This window comes from Vibrio sp. ED002, assembly GCF_023277445.1.
Taxonomy (GTDB): Bacteria; Pseudomonadota; Gammaproteobacteria; order Enterobacterales; family Vibrionaceae; genus Vibrio; species Vibrio jasicida.
This window is the reverse complement of the sequence record NZ_CP080238.1, coordinates 1-17,825: the sequence shown is the minus strand read 5'-3', so window position 1 is coordinate 17,825 and position 17,825 is coordinate 1. Positions and strand designations below refer to the sequence as shown.

Below are 17,825 nucleotides of genomic sequence, written 5' to 3'. Positions count from 1 at the left end.
GACATCTTTTTCACGTTCTTAGTGAATAATGTTCGGTTAAGACGAAGTCTTATTTTCGAAAACCCGCCCACTTGGAGAGAAATACATGAAACGCGTACTTTTAGTCGAAGATAATCGAGAAATCGCAGGCATGTTGTTCGATTATTTCGAGTGTGCAGGTATGGAACTCGATTATGCAGACAACGGCGAGCTCGGCCTGAAACTGGCGATGGAAAACACCTTCGACATCATCTTGCTCGATCTCATGTTGCCACGCATGGATGGCCTGACCATGTGTAATAAACTTCGCGATGCGGGCAACAACACACCGGTACTTATGCTGACCGCACTTGATAGCCGTGACGATATGCTCAAAGGCTTCCAACACGGCGCCGATGACTACCTGACCAAACCTTTCGATCTGGATATTCTTGAAGCGCGCATGATGGCACTGATTCGTCGTTACCGTGGCACGGTCGCATCGAGCAAGTTGGAATACGGTGAAGTGTCTATCGACCAAAGAACGCGTAAAGCGTACCGTCAAGATAAGCTGCTGGCGCTCAATCCAACCACTTACACCATTCTGGAAATGCTTGTGAAAAGCGCACCGGATGTGGTGACGCGTGAAGAAATCGCCTTCCAGCTATGGCAAGAGAACGAGCCGAATAACGACGTTCTGCGCAGCCACATTTACCAGCTACGTAACCAACTCGATAAGCCATTTGAACAACATGTGCTGATCACCGTGCCGAAAGTTGGCTTTCGCTTGGAGCCAGATGCATGATCAATCGCTTACTTGCTAGCACGCAAAGCACACAAAGTATGACAGGGCGGCTCGCTCTGTTTTTCTCTTTGGTGTCGGTCGTGATTGGCATTTTTTGTTTTCTTTTGATTACAGGCGCACTGCTTTGGTCTGAGGATCGTGTCGGTGAACGCCGTATCATGATCGATAAAAAAGAAGCCATCGAGCACTTTCAGTCTCACCCTGAGCAAGGCGTGATTAAACTCGACGTTCTCACTACCGCATACAATGACATTCAGCTCATACCAGAACAGTTCCAACAATACCTGATTGGAAAAAGCCGATTTTTAGACGAAGTGGGTGACGAGCCAAGCTCCAGAATGATCTACATGAGCACGTACACTTACAAAGGTGTCGAACACCCCATCATTCTGATTTCCTTAATCGATGAAATCGAAATTACCTCTGAAGAATTCATTATGGTCGTCGCCATGGTGCTTTCTATCGTTGCGGTTTTGATTTTCTTGTTTGGCAGTTTATTGCTCCGTCTGTCGCAACGTTTGATTGAACCAGTCAACACCCTGAAAAACCAGCTAGACCAACATCAAGGTGACCCTTCACAAACGTTCAATGTGCCAGACAGCTCAGCCAAAGAGTTCCAAGCCCTTGCCGATGAGCTGAATGAATACCGTCATAAAATTAATCAGGTCATCAAACGCGAACAAGCTTTTGCGCGATACGCGAGCCATGAACTGCGCACACCGTTAACCGTGATGAAAGGCTCAAGTAGCTTACTGGCGAGAAGTGCGAACACGGATTTCCAAACCCGCCAAGTGAACCGAATTCAAGATGCAACGCAGCAGATGTCGACCATGGTGGATGCCCTACTCGGCTTAGTGCGTTACGAGCGCAATGCAGACGATTCACCGGTGCGTAGCATCACCGAAGAAGAACTCAACCAAATCATCTTCCAAAGCCAAGCTCAGGCGGATGAGAAAGCACTCAGCTTTGATGTACAGATCGACGGAAACCCAAAAACGCGCGCGACCAATGCTGTGTTGACCATTATTCTTGGCAACCTTATTCGCAACGGCATCGCCGCGACACCATCGGGATCAATTCATATCAGCATGGGGGAGAACACCATCTCGGTACGTGATGAAGGCGAAGGCTTTTCGACCATTCCACATTCTGATGGGCACGGATTGGGTTTGATGATTGTGGATGATTTATGCCAGCGTTATGGCTGGCAATTTAAGATTGGTACACATCCAGAGGGTGGATGTGAGGCAATGATTGATCTTGCGTCAGAGCATCAAGAGACTTGCTCAGAGTAACTTCCTCAGCACTTGATTCAATTAAGAGGTATCTCATTGGCTCAGTATTAAAACGAGCAATTCGATACCTCTTTCTATCGTCTGTCGACCTTTCGCTGTTAAATAAAGTCTTATGCCGCAAGCGCAGCGAGTCGATTGAATGCTTGCGATGCCGATTCCGACGCTTCACAAACAGAAAACACATCTTCGATAAAGCACTTCAACGCTCTCGATTCAATGGCTCTGATTGCGGCTTGCTGCTCGTCCGATAAGTAACCGTAAATGCTCGCCGCACCAAAATCGCCGAAGATCATCTCACCTTGGTCATTCACCAAAGTATTGTGCGCATACAAATCGCCATGGCACACCTTGTTGTCGTGCAGATGATTAAACACGTCCACCATCTGTTCAACAATAGAATTCACTTGCTCGACCGTCAGCGTAAACCCTTGTGGGAATGTATCTCGGGTGCAGGTTTCCAACGTTGGCGGCAAACCTAAGTTGTAGTAACTGTTTGGGATCAGCTCCATCACCAAAGCAAGCTCATTACCGTCATCCACCTGCGCGATGGATTTCACCAAGTTGTTGTGATGCCCTGCTTGCAAGCATGCTTCAAGTTCATCATGTGGGTAACCATCACTGGTCACTTCGCCCTTAAACACTTTTACCGCCACTTCATTCGGGAAGTCGTATTGAACGTCAGTCCAGTTAGCATGAGAAATCACGCCACTCGCACCTTGCCCGAGAACATGGTTAAGCGAGTAACTGTTTGTGGTCACTCTCGGCACACTATTTAGCGACGATGGGTGTTTGCAGAATGGGTTACCTGCAAAAGCAAACCACGCCAACTTAGGCAGCTTCATCAACACATCAGGGAACTGCTCTAGCTGGTTCGCTGAGAGACGAATCAATTCCAAATTAACCAAGTTTTCCATGCTATTTGGCAGTTGCTTGATGCGATTGCCCGCCAGTGCAAGCTTTCTTAGGCGCGGTCTTTCACCCAGACTGTTTGGGAGAACTTCAATCTCGTTATCGGTCAGAATAAGCCAACGTAACTGAGTTGGTAGTGAGGCTTCACTCACCACTTTGATCTTGTTGGTTTTAAAGCCAACCATTTCTAGGTTTGGCAACTTGCCCAAGACTTCTGGTAAGTGCGTGAACTGGTTATTAGAAGCAAAGATGATTTTTAGCTTGGTCAACTGTTCCAGTTCTGGTGGCAAATCTGACAGTGCGTTACCAGATAAATCTAACACTTCAAGCGTTTCTGCAAGCTCTAAAATTTCCATAGGAAACTCAGTTAGCCCTTCCGCCAACTTCAGTTGTTTCGTTCCTACTAATTGTCCTGTTTTTAATTGTTCTAGAGTTTGCAAAACCAAGCCTTCTGATTGAGTTGAAATAAGCGGCGTAGTTTACGTGTCTTAACCTTGAAAGGCGAGGAACGTTAAGAATGTCACAAAAAAAAAACACTCAAAAAAGGACATTAACTGAAACGGGGCGTGAAGAAAGGTTGCCACTTTAACAAGAAGTCGAATCCGGCTACCGCTCAAACACAGACTTTTGATCTGGATTTAATGGCGTTACACTACGCGCCCTTTTGAACGGCAGGTCGCGTGGTTGGACACGTCAGCAGTAGCATGAAACTCTCTGAAAGCCCGATAACTCAACATAACTTTTACGGTCACACCTTTTTTCTTAAACGTGATGACATGCTTCATTCTCACTTTTCGGGCAACAAAGCACGTAAATTTATGGCGCTGATGGAAGCGCAAAATAGCCAAATCAAAACACTCATCAGTTACGGTTCAGCTCAATCCAACGCGATGTATTCCCTTGCCGCTCTGGCGCAAATCAAAGGCTGGAACTTCGAGTTCTACGTTCAACATATTCCGTCTTGGCTTAAAGACTCCCCTATCGGCAACTATCGAGGCGCGCTCGATTTAGGTATGAATATCACGGCGATGCAGGACATCGAGTCCACTTTGCATCCAACCGAGTATATCGAGCAAGTACGTGGGTTGGACGACACAACCTTGGTTGTCCCAGAAGGCGGAAAAGCGACGATTGCCGAAGCCGGGGTAAAACAACTGGCGCGTGAACTGCTTGATTGGACACGCCTTGAAGGCAAAAAACAGTTTGCCGTAGCGTTGCCATCGGGAACCGGAACCACCGCGTTGTACCTGAGTAAACACCTAAAGCCACATGGAATCGAAGTCCTTACCTGTGCTTGCGTAGGGGATGCCGACTACCTGACTGAGCAATTCAATACACTGGAAACTGAAAACCACCCAACCATACTTTCGGTGCGCAATAAACACCATTTTGGCCGTTTATACCAAAGCGACTACGAAACCTGGAATGCCTTGTACGACCATACCAACCTCGAGTTTGACCTGCTTTATGATCCTTACATGTGGCAATGTTTGCAGCCTTGGTTAGCAGAAAACGAGGATAAAACGCTCATCTACATCCATCAAGGCGGGTTGCTTGGCAATGAGTCCATGCTGCCGAGATACCAAAGAGAGTTTGAATAAGCTTGTTAGTACTTCTAATAAGCCACAGCGCTAGTGAGTGATTAACAGTTATTGGTTATTAAGTTTTCGTCAATAATAACCAATAATTAGCGCTTCACGCTTTGCTAAAATAAACCTTAAATATATCTACCCTCCCTTCGCATTAATAATATTTATTGCATCACCTCCTCGCTTTAAAAAACATTATTATCATTAAATACCTTACCCTGCGTGACTTTCGTTCTGACTATAGATTTAGTAAGTAAGCAAAAGGAATTGGTTGTTTTGTCTATAGTGCGTTCTTTTATTTGCCGCTAAGCTATCACCAATTAAATTCAAGAGGCGATATTAATGAAGCGTCCAACATCAACACGTGTGAGGGGAGCTGGCTACGCGCCACTTATCGATTCAGTAACGTCTTCGTCAAGTAACCGCTCACGCACAAACTACTCATCAACGTCAAAGAACGCGACTCAAGCAAGCTACGGTGCGGTTGTTAGCAACAGTCAATCTCAAGCCGAGGCTGGATTCGAATGTCGAATAAAAATTCATGCTCCCAAAGATGACTTAAATACCCTGCAGTCTGGTGTTTTTTCTTTAGCGAAAACACAAAATGAACCGTTGATAAAACGCTGGAGCAAATTGGAGCAAAATCAACCATCACTCTGCACGGTGTTATCTGCCGAGTGTTTCGAAGCCGAAGACAAAACCCTTTTACATGAACTTTTTCAAGACATCGGCCTGAATCAAAAATTTAAAATCACCCCCAAGCCAGTTGGTAGTGAATATATTAATGCTGAGTTCTTACCATTTATTCCAGCGGTAGAAACCAAGGGGTTATTAGGATGGGCAGCGCAAGGTTATTACTATTATTTCCATGACGGGAAGCTAATGTATGAAATGGCGATCCTAGGGAATGATAAATTCTCTTGGCAAGTGACGGCTTCTACGGCCAACGGCATGACAGATGAGCTCATTAGCCCAAAAACGTTTAACATGATACTCGCCCCTGTCGCTATTGAAGGTAAGAAGGCAGCGGCGCAACATATTTTCTATCGTCGCGAAAAACTTACCAATGACGCGCTTGCAGAAATCAACCAAACTTGGCTCGATCAACACGCCACTTTAATCGATATTGCTGCACTTAAAGCTGTGGGGAAGCAGCCTTTGCTGCCACGAACCAAAACAACCACTGAATCGGACATTAAACCCGTCCACATAAAAAATCATAAGGTGAGAACAAAAGACGACGGAAAACAAGAATGGTGGACAGACATTGCTCCTCTCTACGGTTTGTCAGCAAAAGCGCTGCTCAAACTCAATCCGACGTTTGAAAGTGATCCTATTTCATTAAAAGTTGGCGATGTGCTAACGGTCAACATTACGCAGCCGGCTCAAGCAACGGGCAATTCTGACCAAAGTTGCCCACAGAACGACTTCATCGTCGGACATGCCTATCCGCTTGGGGATATTTGGGGAAAATATTCAAAGCGAGATGTATGGGGAGAGTATTGCGGTGCAAACCAACCATCAACCGTCATCAATATCTTTAACCATTCCAACTTGTCACAGAATACACCTGTGTTGAATGTACAGAAGGTGGAAAATCGGTTGTTACGTGTGGCCGTTTCTTTTATTGAAGACGACATACAACTGACGCATATAACCAGTGTATCAAAGGCTTAAAGGCCGCCAGCTGCGCTCGAACAAAGCGCCTAACCAAATGCCAATACGATAAGAATCAGCCTATCGTCGCCTGAATTTAAAAAAGTGAACACGTTTATGTACGGTGAAAATAACCAACCGGCTTCTTCTTCAAGCCAAACAAAAAAAAGAAAGAATGACGCGTCTCACCATTCACAAGAAGGCGCTCCGGCGAAACGATTACGAGACGTTCAAAACTTAGCGAAGTGGAACGAGTTCCAACTCAACTGGCAAAACCACGTTGAAGAAAATGACTTGGCAATCCAAGACAGACCGCCAGAAGCGCTAATTCGTTTTAACTACCGTTATGTCGTTAATGACAACACCGGCGCATTGAAGTACGAGCCAGTCACCGTCGATCAGGTTTTAAATAACTATGATGAGCTAGAGCGCGTTTATTATCGCCGACAAATCAATGACCCAAGCCCAATGCAAACTCGGCAACAAAGCCGCGATTCTGCTTCGGAAAGCATGTCTCAATTTGATATTAAGATCCCACCTCAATCCAACTCAGGTACCGCGTTAATGGTACCTTCTGTCGGAATGCCGGAAGAGTTTAAATCCAAAGAAAAGCTGCAAGAACTGTATTGGTACACTGAGGGGATGAGTCGCCCCGTCTATCTGTTCGTCCACCAAAGTGAGCTGAACTTATATCAAGAACAAATGGGGACACTACTTCAAGCTGCTGGCGTAGGTTTGGTTGGGTGGTCATTCGAGTCCGGTACCGTTGGTTTCGGTGCAACAAGAAAAGCTGTCGTGGATTTTTGTAAACTCAACCACCTTAAAAAAATCACCATGATGGACTGCAACGTACTCATGTCTGAAATGGATCTTATCTCAGCCGCAGAAGAGGCGACATCAGAAGTCAAAGACGATACCACGCTGTATATTGCACTTGGTGTCACAAGTGGTGACACCTACGAGAAAGGCGCAAAAGCACCAAACAGCTTGCTCAATGAAGGGGCAGTAAAAGGCAGACCAATCGAACAGTTCACTATGCTCAACCGCAATGTGTTGTTTGACCCTGCATTTATCTCTTCTTCAGAAGATATTGATGTCTCCAACGAAATGAAGTTCTTCAACAGCATTGATCAGCAAAAATCCATTGCGTTAAAAGATCTGAAGCTACACCAAAAGCTCGATGACGAACTCGAAAGTCAGTATCCAAGAATCAACAAGCTGCGATTAAAGGCAACATCCAACGTTTACAATAACAAGTTTAAAGCGCATCTGACTCAAATATCTGAGAACGAAAAAAACCTCGTCATTCAAGTGAAAACTGGTACAAAACCAAACGTACAAAAGCATAACGTGACGGTTCAGGCGTTCAGTGAATACATCGCCTCAACGTTAGGAAAAGATCCTCTGCGTATTCAGTCTCTCGTTATTGAAAAGATGTTGGTGAAGTACAAAGACATGAGCATGGGGTCTGGCTATCAGTTTGAGCCGGAAGGGTTAGATGAGACGAATGCCGCACTCTATCCATATGAAGAGTCGAGTCATACACATGATGAAGCGTAAGCCATAATAAGACGTGTTTCCCTTGGCAGGCCGATAGCGCCAGGGGAGATGCATACAAACTCATACTGCTCACGTTGTGGTGTTTGTTTCTTCCTGAATTTGTCGATAGTAAGGGGGGTTATATTCGTGCTAAAAACGCTTTTCCATGAATAACAAATCCCAGATCTCGCCATCAAAAGAACGCTCTCCTGATTCACGCGACGTCACTTCAAACCCAAGAGATTCATAACAATTCTTGGCCACGGTGTTACGTTCAAAGACCGCCAACGACAAGACTTAAGCATGATACTGAGTTTGAGACAGTTCGATGAGCTGCGTGAGCATGACTTTCGAAAGACCTTTCCCTCGAAAATCATTGGAAACAAAAACACGACAAATTCTAAATTGGGATTGAGACTCTTTAAACAGCTCAACATAGCCAGCCTGCTTCCCGTCAAAAACGAGCATAAAAGGGAAGACTTCAGGTTTCGCGCAATGGAGGCTAATCTGTTGGTGGTCTAGAGGGAAGTTGAAATTTGGCCCACCCCATTGATAGTTCAGTTGCTCTGAATCAATCCAACGGATGAGTACCTCGTAATCTTCCTTTTCAAATGCTCTCAGTTCCATCTTCATCTCTGCCATTGTTTCACCGTAGCAATTGTCTGCTACTGCTATTGTTTACTATTTGATGAGTCCTAAGATCTCTTTAAACTCTGGTGCTCGGCAATCTTCTACCATTTCATACAAACACATTTCTACGCCTGTTAGACCAACGCCATTCGCAGTCAGTTTTGCCAGCGCTAACGCTTTGTTGGCTGGCGTTCGGGAAGAGACACAATCCGTCACCAGTTCCACTCGGTAGCCCATTTGACGCAGCGACACCGCGGTTTGATACACGCAAATGTGCGCCTCGATACCACAAACTAACCATGTATCGACTTTGGCGTTTTCTACCGCGAGTTTGAATGTCGGTTCTTTGCAACCATCGAAAGTGTGTTTAGCGATCGGCAAATGGTCCTTCGCTAACACTTCGCGGATCGGTTCTACCGTCGGGCCTAATCGGTCTGGGTTTTGTTCAAGCCAAACAATAGGGAGCTTGAGAGCCTTTGCGCCCTTGACTAACTTAGTCGTACTTTCAATCAGTGCTTCACTTTCGTGCATTAGCGTTGCCAGTTTACCCTGCACGTCGACAACAATTAGACCCGTGGTATTCTTCGATAACATTCTCATCTCCTAGAGCGACAAGAGCATAACTCTGCTCAAGCATTTGAATATAAAGAATGTACCAGAAGCCCAGCATAATCAGATGAGCAAATTCGCAAAATTATTGTCCGCTCACGCTATTTGAATCGTTCTCGAAACAGTTCGATTAACACTTTGACCTTGTTGGGTAAAAACAAATTAGACGGGTAAATCAACGTCAGATGTTGTTTAGGGTGCGTGAACTCTGGCAATACTTCGACTAACTGGCCGTCTTCTAAAGCTGGCTTAGAGTGCACTTGCGGGATAAAGGCGATGCCGTTGCCTGCGATCGCCATAGAACGAAGTAAATTCAAATCGTCGGATTTCAATGCCACATGCAATTCAGAGTCGAGTAAATCCGCGTTGTAACGGTTGGTGAGCAAACGATGGTGCTTTAAATCTTCCATGGTTTTTAATGGTGAATGCGCCTCTAGGTAGGCTTTAGACGCCACAAAATGGCTGCGATAAGGCAATAAGCTGAACTGAACATAGCTGTCGTCCGAGACTTTCGCTACGCTCGGTAAAAGCTGAAGATCAAACGCTTGTCGCTTAAGATCGACACTCTCTTGGTGGTTCTCAATCTCTACCGACATCTCAGGGTAACGGGTCGTATATTCGTTAATGATCGAATTAAACGCCGCCGAGCTCATCAATGCAGAAGGAATCGCAACACGCACTTTACCCGTCAACTCTTGTTGGTATTCATGCATCACATTCAAACCTTGTTGAATGTGCTCTATGGGTTGCCCCACCAGCTCAAACAGACGCTTGCCGTGCTCGGTCAACTCAATGGTTCGCGTGGTTCGAATCAGCAATTGGCAGCCCAACGCTTTCTCTAATTCTTGCAAACGTCGGCTCACTTTAGAGCGTTGTAACTGGTTCGCCTCTGCCGCCGCACTGATACCACCGTGCACGACGGTTTGGCTAAACAGGTGAAGATCATCAAAACTAACGTTCATTGTCCTACTTTTAGGTCATTCATGTGCTTATTGTCATTCTACTGAATTGTGACCAAGTTCTCTATAATCGCCTGTCTAATTTGCTTGCGAGCACCATAAATTCAGGTATCTATTATGACGGCAGATCATAAATTCAAACACTGGATGCGAACACTTATTGTCCTGTTCATTGTACTATTTTTCTACATCATCATTGCGGATCGACACGCACCAATCACGACCGAAGGGCGAGTCCAAGGTTACGTGGTGCAAGTTGCACCAGAAGTTTCAGGTAAAGTGACCGATGTGCTGATTGCCAACAACCAGTCTGTACACAAAGGCGATGTGCTGTTCACCATTGATGCTCGTAAATACAAAATCGCCCTTGAACAAGCGCAGCTATCACTGCAATCCGCTTACGAAAAAGAAGCAACACTGTATTCGCAGCGGGAAGCTGCACTGGCAAACATTGCTCGTGCTCAAGCGACTTACAACAACGCGCACAGTGAGTACTCACGTTTACAAAAGTTGTCGAAGCAAAAAGTCATTTCTCAATCCAACTTAGACAGTGCCTACGCACAAAACCAAGTGTCACGAGCTGCGCTCAAAGCCGAGCAACAAAACTTGAAAGTGATTGAAGCACAACTTGGGGACAAAAAAGGCCAAAGCACCGCAGTACGCATTGCTCAAAATGGCATTGAGAAAGCTCAACTCGATCTAACTAATACCGCAGTCCTTGCTCCGAGTGACGGCGTAGTAACTAACCTGCAATTGGAAGTCGGCACCATGGCAAACACCAACATGCCATTGCTTACCTTTGTACCAACCGGATCAATGTGGGTTGTTGCGGATTTTCGTGAGAAATCGGTAGCGGGCGTCGACAACAGTTACCACGCAATGGTTGCGTTTGATGCTAACCCAGGTTCGGTTTATGACTTCGACCTATCTAGTCGAGATTACGGCGTTGCCGCGGCACAGCAAACTCCAAACGGTGCATTGACCAAAGTTGAAGTGAACAACCGTTGGGTACGTGATGCGCAGCGCACTCGTGTGAACCTAACCAGCGAAGAAGCACTGCCTTCCTCTCTGTTCGTTGGTTCTCGTGCCACCATCGTGCTTTACCCAGACAACAGTCCGTTTTGGGCGCTGATGGCACAAGTTCAAATCTACCTTGCTAGCTGGTTCCACTTTATCTACTAGGCGGCTGCGATGAAAACCTTACGTATTTGGTTTGGCTGCTCAATGGGTTTGGCGTTGAGCATGATCTTTGGTTGGTCTTACGGTTTCTTTGCCGTCATGCTACCACTGTTTGTACTCGGCCGTATGGACCACTTCAGTCTGCCATTGGTATTGATGGTGCTGTTCTCGGCGGTTTGGACGACAGTTCAAGCCACCTTTATTCTCGAATACTTACAGTTCCACCCCACACTGATGTTCGCGGCAGTGGGCATTATGATGCTGTTTAAATGCATCGCAATGATGAACCCAAAAACCTATCTGTTTGGCTACATGGGGTTATTGGTTGGCTCGATCGTGCTGAACTTCGCGAGCTACGATTTCATGGATATCGAGGAGTTCAACGTCAACCTTTGGGTGATTTCGTTCAGCAATATCTTTGTCTGTGCCCTCGCCTATTGGCTATTCCCAGAGCCAGAATCGAAGATCTTACAAACAGAAATGACTACGCCAGTAAAAAGCGATATCGACTACATCAGCCAAGTAGCAATGGGCTGGGTGGTTGCCATGGCCGCATTTTTGGTGTTCCAAATAGGTGATTTGTACGACTCACTTTCGGCGCAGGCTTCGATCCTCATCATCCTAACGCCAATGACATTGGCAGGCTCAATGGCCATGGCGAAAATCCGCATCATCGGTACAGCGTTGGGTTGTATCGCAGGTATGGCGGTGCAGTTAATCTTGGGCAGTTGGTTTGGTCATGGACTGTTGTTCTGGCTGGCGTTTACCATCGCTATGGGGCCATTCTGTTTGTGGCTAACGAAAGGACAAGTCAAAGCCGCCATTGCGTTCTCGGCGATGTCTGCCCTGTCTGTTCCACTGACCACGTCATTGGTGCCTGAGCAGAAAGACGCGTTCTTCTCCATCTGGTACCGATTCAGTTCGATATTCGTAGCGGTAATGCTTACCGCAATGGTGATGTGGGTAGTACACCACTGGATTCGCGTGATGTTATTGAAGCATCCTGAGATGAAGAATGTGGAATTGAATTGACGGGAAACGAAGTATGCCGCTCACTTTACTGGGAGCGGCATTTTTATTTAGAACCGGTCACCCTGAACGACGAGTAACGAAGTGATTTAGGATCTACCCAAAGAGTGCTATTAAGTCCTGAGGTTATCGCCATTTTCCAAGCGAGTTGTTAGCAGATTCCTAGTCTCGTTTAGACTCGCTGGAATGACCCAACTTTGGATACAGACCAAATATAAAAATATCGCGAGCAACGTATCTACCAACGTCCGTTACCCTGAACGACGAGGAACGAGTGATTTAGGATCTACCTACCCAGTGCTGTGAAGTTCGAAGGTTATCGCCGTTTTCCAGCTAGTGGTTAGTGAATTTCTAGTCTCGTCTAGACTCGCTGGAATGACCCGACTTTGGATACACTCCACTTATAAGGACATCGTGAGCAACGTATCTCCCAACAACCGTCATCCTGAACAGCGAGGGACGAGGTGATTCAGGATCTACCTACCGAGTGCTGTGAAGTTCGAAGGCTATCGCCGTTTTCCAGCGAGTGGTTAGCAGATTCCTAGTCTCGCTTAGATTCGCTGGAATGACCCTGACTTTAGTTTATTGCGTCGAACCTAAGTTTTGATATTAGCCAGCCAACTCTTTTCGAATGATCTCTGCGCCTGCGCTGAGTGCATTGAGCTTCGCAGTTGAAACTTCGCGAGGTAGAGGCGCCATGCCGCAGTTGGTGCATGGGTAAAGTTTGTCGGCATCGACGTACTTGAGCGCTTCGCGCAGAGTTTCTGCAACCTCTTCTGGTGTTTCAATCTCGTTAGTTGCCACATCAATTGCGCCAACCATCACCTTTTTGCCTCGGATAAGTTCTAATAGTTCGATAGGTACACGCGAGTTGTGACACTCAAGCGAGATAATATCGATATTGGACTTTTGGAGCTTCGGGAACACCTCTTCGTATTGTCGCCATTCAGAGCCCAATGTTTTCTTCCAATCTGTGTTGGCTTTGATGCCATAGCCATAGCAGATATGCACTGCAGTTTCGCACTTTAGCCCTTCGATAGCGCGCTCTAAACACGCAATGCCCCACTCGTTCACATCATCAAAGAACACATTAAATGCGGGCTCATCAAATTGGATAATATCGACACCCGCCGCTTCAAGCTCTTTGGCTTCTTGGTTAAGAATCTTTGCGAATTCCCAAGCCAGCTTTTCACGGCTACCGTAGTGATCATCATACAGCGTATCGATCATCGTCATTGGCCCCGGCAGCGCCCACTTGATCGGTTGTTTGGTTTGCTGACGTAAGAACTTCGCATCTTCCACAAATACAGGTTTGGTTCGGCTTACTGGGCCAACGACCGTCGGTACACTCGCGTCATAGCGATTACGAATGGTCACGGTTTTGCGGGTCTCAAAGTCTACGCCGTTTAGGTGTTCAATAAAGGTCGTCACAAAGTGTTGGCGCGTTTGTTCACCGTCACTGACAATATCGACCCCTGCCAACTCTTGCTCTTGTAAAGAGACTCGCAGCGCATCGCGTTTGCCATCAATTAGTTCGTCGCCTTGCAATTTCCACGGTGACCAAAGCGTCTCTGGTTGAGCCAGCCAAGAAGGCTTAGGTAAGCTGCCCGCCGTTGAAGTCGGTAATAGTGTTTTCATCGTCATTCCCTTCTAGATTCTCGTTTTCGATTACGCGTAATTTGCAGACCATTGCTCAAGGATCGCTTGATAAGGTTTGATGAAATGCTCCTCAGCAAACTTCCCTTGCTCTTTCGCAAGCTGGCTGCGCTCTTCGCGGTCATAAACGATTTGGGTTAACGAGTGATCGAGATTCTTCAAGTTCGGTTGGTAACATTGACCTGCTACCGCGTTCGCGTTGTAAATCTCTGGGCGGTAAATCTTTTGGAACGTCTCCATGGTACTGATTGTGCTGATCAGCTCTAGGTTTGAGTAGTCATTCAACAAGTCGCCGAAGAAGTAGAACGCCAACGGAGCGACACTGTTTGGCGGCATAAAGTAGCGCACCTGTAAGCCCATCTTTTTGAAGTACCGCTCGGTCAATGACGATTCGTTTGGCTGGTATTCAAAACCCAACACTGGATGCTGGTTGTCAGTACGGCGGTAAACCTTGTTGTCCGACACACTCAAGCAAATCACTGGCGGCTTTTGGAAATGTTGTTGGTACGATTCCGACTTCACGAACGCTTTAAACAGCTTGCCGTGCAACTCACCAAAATCAGCAGGAATGCTAAATTGAGGCTGGTCTTTGTTGTGGTCTAGCAGCAGAACGCTAAAGTCGTAATCACGCACATAAGAAGAGAAGTTGTTACCGACAATACCTTCGATACGTTCGTTAGTTTTGCGGTCAATAATGTTGGTTTTGAGCACTTCAATAGAAGGAAACGCTTCACCACTGCCTTGGATATCCATATCCACAGAGATGATTTCCAACTCGACACTATAACGATCGCCATTTGGGTTATCCCAATGTGCCAAGGCATTAAAACGATTGTCGATCATTCGCAGTGCATTGCGAAGGTTATTTTGGCGGCTATCACCACGAGCTAGGTTGGCAAAGTTGGTCGTGATGCGCGTGCTGTCTGATGGTTGGTAGTTCTCATCAAAACGGATGCTCTTAATAGCAAAGTTGAAATCGTTATTCATGGTGAGTTGGTATCCTATTTCCTTAGATAAACGCTGACTGATTCCTAACTCTGTTCTTGGGGATGGTTGTGTTTTTTGATTTTCCCAATCGTCAGTGTGTGCAGCGTTTACTTCGAAAATTCAGTTCAAAAACAGCTGTCACAGTGCCTAACACCAGAGCAGTCTGTTTTTTATACTTGCTTCGTTACTTGAATAACATTGGTAATACTTCACGTTGAACATGAAGGAATTTCATGGTTTGAGTTTTTGGGATTGTTTGAGATAGAGAGACACAACGATTGTTAGTTACTCTGCAATTTTTCCGTACCTCACTGAACTGCCCAGAATGTTCCAACAGCTAGATAGTGACGGGGAGTATGGGACGAATATGGTCGCTTGGAGATCAATACCTTAAAGGACAAGCTAGATTAACCCCACACATATAATGATTATATCAAAAAGACTACAGACGATTCAGCTTCAATGAAGTAGGAACACCTCAGCACTCCTACTTCACAATCTTCTACGAGTTAGACAATCTACTACCTAATACCCACTTTTTAGGTTCACCGAAGTATGGACGCGGTTTACTTGCAGATTCTTCATCATTACACAAGTAACATACAATCAAGTTTTTAACTGCTCTAGAAAGGGAAACATAGAGTAGATTTCTTCTGCTTTGGTATTTTTCATTGTCAATGTCATCAAAGAATGCAGAAATGTAATCTGACTTTCTCTCAAACCTCTCTTCTAGAAAAACAACAACATTCTTGTATTCTAGACCTTTTGAATTATGACAAGTCATAAAGACCTCATTACTTTTGATATCTTTATCTAAGTATTCATACCATTTTATAAACTCGTCTAATTTTAAGCCGAGAGCTTCCGTAATTATATCATTTACTTCGTCAATATCCTTAAACAAGTACTCGGAAACTTCTTTCACAGAGTTATTAATGAATTGGTCTAAATTGTACTCACCATTACAGATAAAAAACAAATCCTGAATATTCTCTTGTAATAATCTAGAATAGGAGCTATAGCTTGACAGAACATCATTTATTACCTCTGACAAGCTAACATCTCGATCTAGTTTTATGCTCCTAACTTCTTTGATATAGTTTAGACTTTCCTTAAGAGTAATATTTCTAGAAGTATTTTCTGTAAAATATCTAAGTGACTTATTTTTAGCCTCACTTTTATATAAAAAGTTGATTATATTATATACACGCCTGATAAATTGATCTAAGTTGTTAACATTATTGCTAATTATAAGTCTGGATGCATCTTCATGATAAAAAAGTCTGCTAAAAGATCTATAAAGATCCGGAAATCCTACCAGTTCAGATATCGTAGAATTTTTCAATACTAAGCAGCATATTTTATCATCTTCACCTAACTCTAGCTTATCTTTAATTTCAGGTAGAAATACTTTAACTAAATCAGAGGTCTTATCTCCGGAGTCTAATTTACAATAGTAGTATTCGAATGAGCCTCCTTCACAATCATCATAAATAGAAAACTGAGAAAGGTCATCTGTCCTGAATTTATCAAATACTTCTATTACTTCTTTGAAAGACCTTCGGTTGTGACGCTTGTTTATAGTGCAAAGTCCATTATGAACGCAATGAACTTTACTACCAATTCCTTTTCTGTATATTGCCTGCATTGGATCACCAAAGTATCCAACACACATATCCCTTGCTCGCTCTTTCGCTCTAGTCGAAATTTTACTAAGAAGACTAATTACTGTCGGACTGGTATCTTGAAACTCATCAACGAATATGTATGGATATTTATCTATTATGATATCAAGCATAGAAGGATATTCATTACAGATAGATAGCGAGTGCTCTAACAATGTATCGTGACTAAACTTCATCTTGTGTAGAGCATCCCTATTGGTATTGGGGTCATACTTTACCAATATATTATTTTCTGTATCAAGTTTATCCTTAGCACGTATTAGTTTTGAGATTTTATTAACGTAGTAAACCGTTTTTTCAAACTTTCCTTGATTCTTATTGAATGTATAACCAAATGACTCAACTTCATCCTTAAATTCTTTTAATTTTTTTCTTCTCTTTCTTGAAAAATACAAATCAAGAAAGTCTTTGCTCAATATCTTCTGAATAAATTCCTTTCTAATAAAAATATCGTTCTGGCTTTTAAACCAAGAGTTAACCTTTCCGTTATCGCTTTCTAAAAAATCTCTCTCTGTAATGTCTATTTCTCTATTTATTTTACTTCTATGGACATTACGTAGAGCTTTTTTCTGATTACAGACAATCCCCCAAAGAGCATCATGAATTGTTGATATCTCAACTAATTTGGTATTACCAAGTCTAGATTTTAACTCGCTTGAAGCCGAATTTGTATAGGTAATACAAAGAACTTTTTTGTTATTTCTATTTAGTTGTTTTGACTTTGTAACCAGAATATATTTAATACTTTCTTTTAACGCATAAGTTTTACCAGATCCAGCTCCTGCTTCAAAGACAAAGTCACTCATAGAGTCAATTTTTCTCTCTATGATATTTTGACAATTCTTTTCATCTTCTAGTTTTTCTAAATTCTCAATAGATAGTTCCATTACGCACTCCAATTAAGCATTTAGTTTAGACTTAAGCCAATCAATCCCACTATTAATGTATGATGGCATCTTAGGGTCTTCTGAGTCTGAAGAAAGCATGTAGTATATGAGTGTATTAGCAAAGTCGCTTTTACTACTGTTCAGTTTTTTCTGCCACTCATAGGAGCTAATTTTATTTTTTTCATAATCTAATTCTAGATCTTTACCCACTATACGTTCATAAATTTTTGGCTTTAGCTCTTTGAGAGTTTTATTTAAAATTAGATTATCATAATTCGTGAGAATAAAAGCCTCCTCAAAACTTGAAGAATAGTAATTATTAATCTCATCTTTCTGATATACAAGCTTAAATCTACCATTCTCTGACTCATAATAATCTAAAGCGGCAGGTAACTTAACAGGCTGTTTTTCATCTTTACTTGCAGTTTTTCCACAAATATAAGTTTTTATTAC

At 43.9% G+C, this 17,825-nt stretch carries 13 protein-coding genes and 1 pseudogene; 7 read left to right on the top strand and 7 right to left on the bottom strand.

Going from position 1 to position 17,825, the window contains the following annotated elements:
• Positions 1 to 85 precede the first annotated feature (85 nt).
• Complete coding sequence (locus tag ITG12_RS00070) at positions 86 to 763, top strand: response regulator transcription factor (RefSeq protein ID WP_038880564.1); 678 nt, start codon at positions 86 to 88, stop codon at positions 761 to 763.
• The gene (locus ITG12_RS00065; protein ID WP_248873292.1) at positions 760 to 2,058 is read left to right on the top strand and encodes a HAMP domain-containing sensor histidine kinase; all 1,299 of its coding nucleotides are present in this window, start codon (positions 760 to 762) and stop codon (positions 2,056 to 2,058) included. The genes ITG12_RS00070 and ITG12_RS00065 overlap by 4 nt, the downstream gene beginning before the upstream one ends.
• A gap of 110 nt (positions 2,059 to 2,168) precedes the next feature.
• On the opposite strand, the gene ITG12_RS00060 is transcribed toward ITG12_RS00065, so the two are convergent.
• On the bottom strand, positions 2,169 to 3,407 hold the full coding sequence (locus tag ITG12_RS00060; protein ID WP_248873291.1) for a leucine-rich repeat-containing protein kinase family protein: 1,239 nt from the start codon (positions 3,405 to 3,407) through the stop codon (positions 2,169 to 2,171).
• A gap of 264 nt (positions 3,408 to 3,671) precedes the next feature.
• Here ITG12_RS00060 and ITG12_RS00055 point away from each other — a divergent pair, with 264 nt between their 5' ends.
• The 3 genes from ITG12_RS00055 (at position 3,672) to ITG12_RS00045 (ending at position 7,772) form a co-directional block, all read left to right on the top strand.
• Positions 3,672 to 4,568 (top strand): 1-aminocyclopropane-1-carboxylate deaminase/D-cysteine desulfhydrase, encoded by an 897-nt coding sequence (locus ITG12_RS00055; protein ID WP_038871923.1) that lies wholly within the window; start codon positions 3,672 to 3,674, stop codon positions 4,566 to 4,568.
• A 330-nt stretch (positions 4,569 to 4,898) separates the two neighbouring features.
• Positions 4,899 to 6,233 carry a LysM peptidoglycan-binding domain-containing protein gene (locus tag ITG12_RS00050; RefSeq protein ID WP_248873290.1) on the top strand — a complete coding sequence of 445 codons (1,335 nt, stop codon included), beginning with the start codon at positions 4,899 to 4,901 and terminating at the stop codon, positions 6,231 to 6,233.
• Between the two features lie 96 nt (positions 6,234 to 6,329).
• The gene (locus tag ITG12_RS00045; protein WP_248873289.1) at positions 6,330 to 7,772 is read left to right on the top strand and encodes a hypothetical protein; all 1,443 of its coding nucleotides are present in this window, start codon (positions 6,330 to 6,332) and stop codon (positions 7,770 to 7,772) included.
• Positions 7,773 to 7,901: 129 nt separating this feature from the next.
• Here ITG12_RS00045 and ITG12_RS00040 read toward each other — a convergent pair.
• The 3 genes and pseudogenes from ITG12_RS00040 to ITG12_RS00030 all read right to left on the bottom strand — a co-directional run bounded on the left by ITG12_RS00040 (position 7,902) and on the right by ITG12_RS00030 (position 9,952).
• Positions 7,902 to 8,378: pseudogene (locus ITG12_RS00040) on the bottom strand (GNAT family N-acetyltransferase).
• 54 nt (positions 8,379 to 8,432) lie between these two features.
• Entirely contained in the window at positions 8,433 to 8,975 is a 543-nt protein-coding gene (locus ITG12_RS00035) for a hydrolase (RefSeq protein WP_248873288.1), read from the bottom strand.
• A gap of 116 nt (positions 8,976 to 9,091) precedes the next feature.
• On the bottom strand, positions 9,092 to 9,952 hold the full coding sequence (locus ITG12_RS00030) for a LysR family transcriptional regulator (protein WP_248873287.1): 861 nt from the start codon (positions 9,950 to 9,952) through the stop codon (positions 9,092 to 9,094).
• Between the two features lie 114 nt (positions 9,953 to 10,066).
• Here ITG12_RS00030 and ITG12_RS00025 point away from each other — a divergent pair, with 114 nt between their 5' ends.
• Together ITG12_RS00025 and ITG12_RS00020 are read left to right on the top strand one after the other, a co-directional pair.
• Positions 10,067 to 11,131 carry an HlyD family secretion protein gene (locus ITG12_RS00025; protein ID WP_248873285.1) on the top strand — a complete coding sequence of 355 codons (1,065 nt, stop codon included), beginning with the start codon at positions 10,067 to 10,069 and terminating at the stop codon, positions 11,129 to 11,131.
• Between the two features lie 9 nt (positions 11,132 to 11,140).
• Positions 11,141 to 12,160, top strand: a complete 1,020-nt coding sequence (locus ITG12_RS00020) for a DUF2955 domain-containing protein (protein ID WP_248873284.1) — start codon at positions 11,141 to 11,143, stop codon at positions 12,158 to 12,160.
• A gap of 606 nt (positions 12,161 to 12,766) precedes the next feature.
• Here the strand turns inward: ITG12_RS00020 and ITG12_RS00015 are convergent.
• The 3 genes from ITG12_RS00015 to ITG12_RS00005 form a co-directional block, all read right to left on the bottom strand.
• Entirely contained in the window at positions 12,767 to 13,795 is a 1,029-nt protein-coding gene (locus ITG12_RS00015; RefSeq protein ID WP_248873283.1) for a methionine synthase, read from the bottom strand.
• 30 nt (positions 13,796 to 13,825) lie between these two features.
• Complete coding sequence (locus ITG12_RS00010) at positions 13,826 to 14,800, bottom strand: DUF1852 domain-containing protein (RefSeq protein WP_248873282.1); 975 nt, start codon at positions 14,798 to 14,800, stop codon at positions 13,826 to 13,828.
• A gap of 502 nt (positions 14,801 to 15,302) precedes the next feature.
• Positions 15,303 to 17,372, bottom strand: a complete 2,070-nt coding sequence (locus ITG12_RS00005; RefSeq protein ID WP_248873281.1) for a UvrD-helicase domain-containing protein — start codon at positions 17,370 to 17,372, stop codon at positions 15,303 to 15,305.
• Positions 17,373 to 17,825 lie beyond the last annotated feature (453 nt).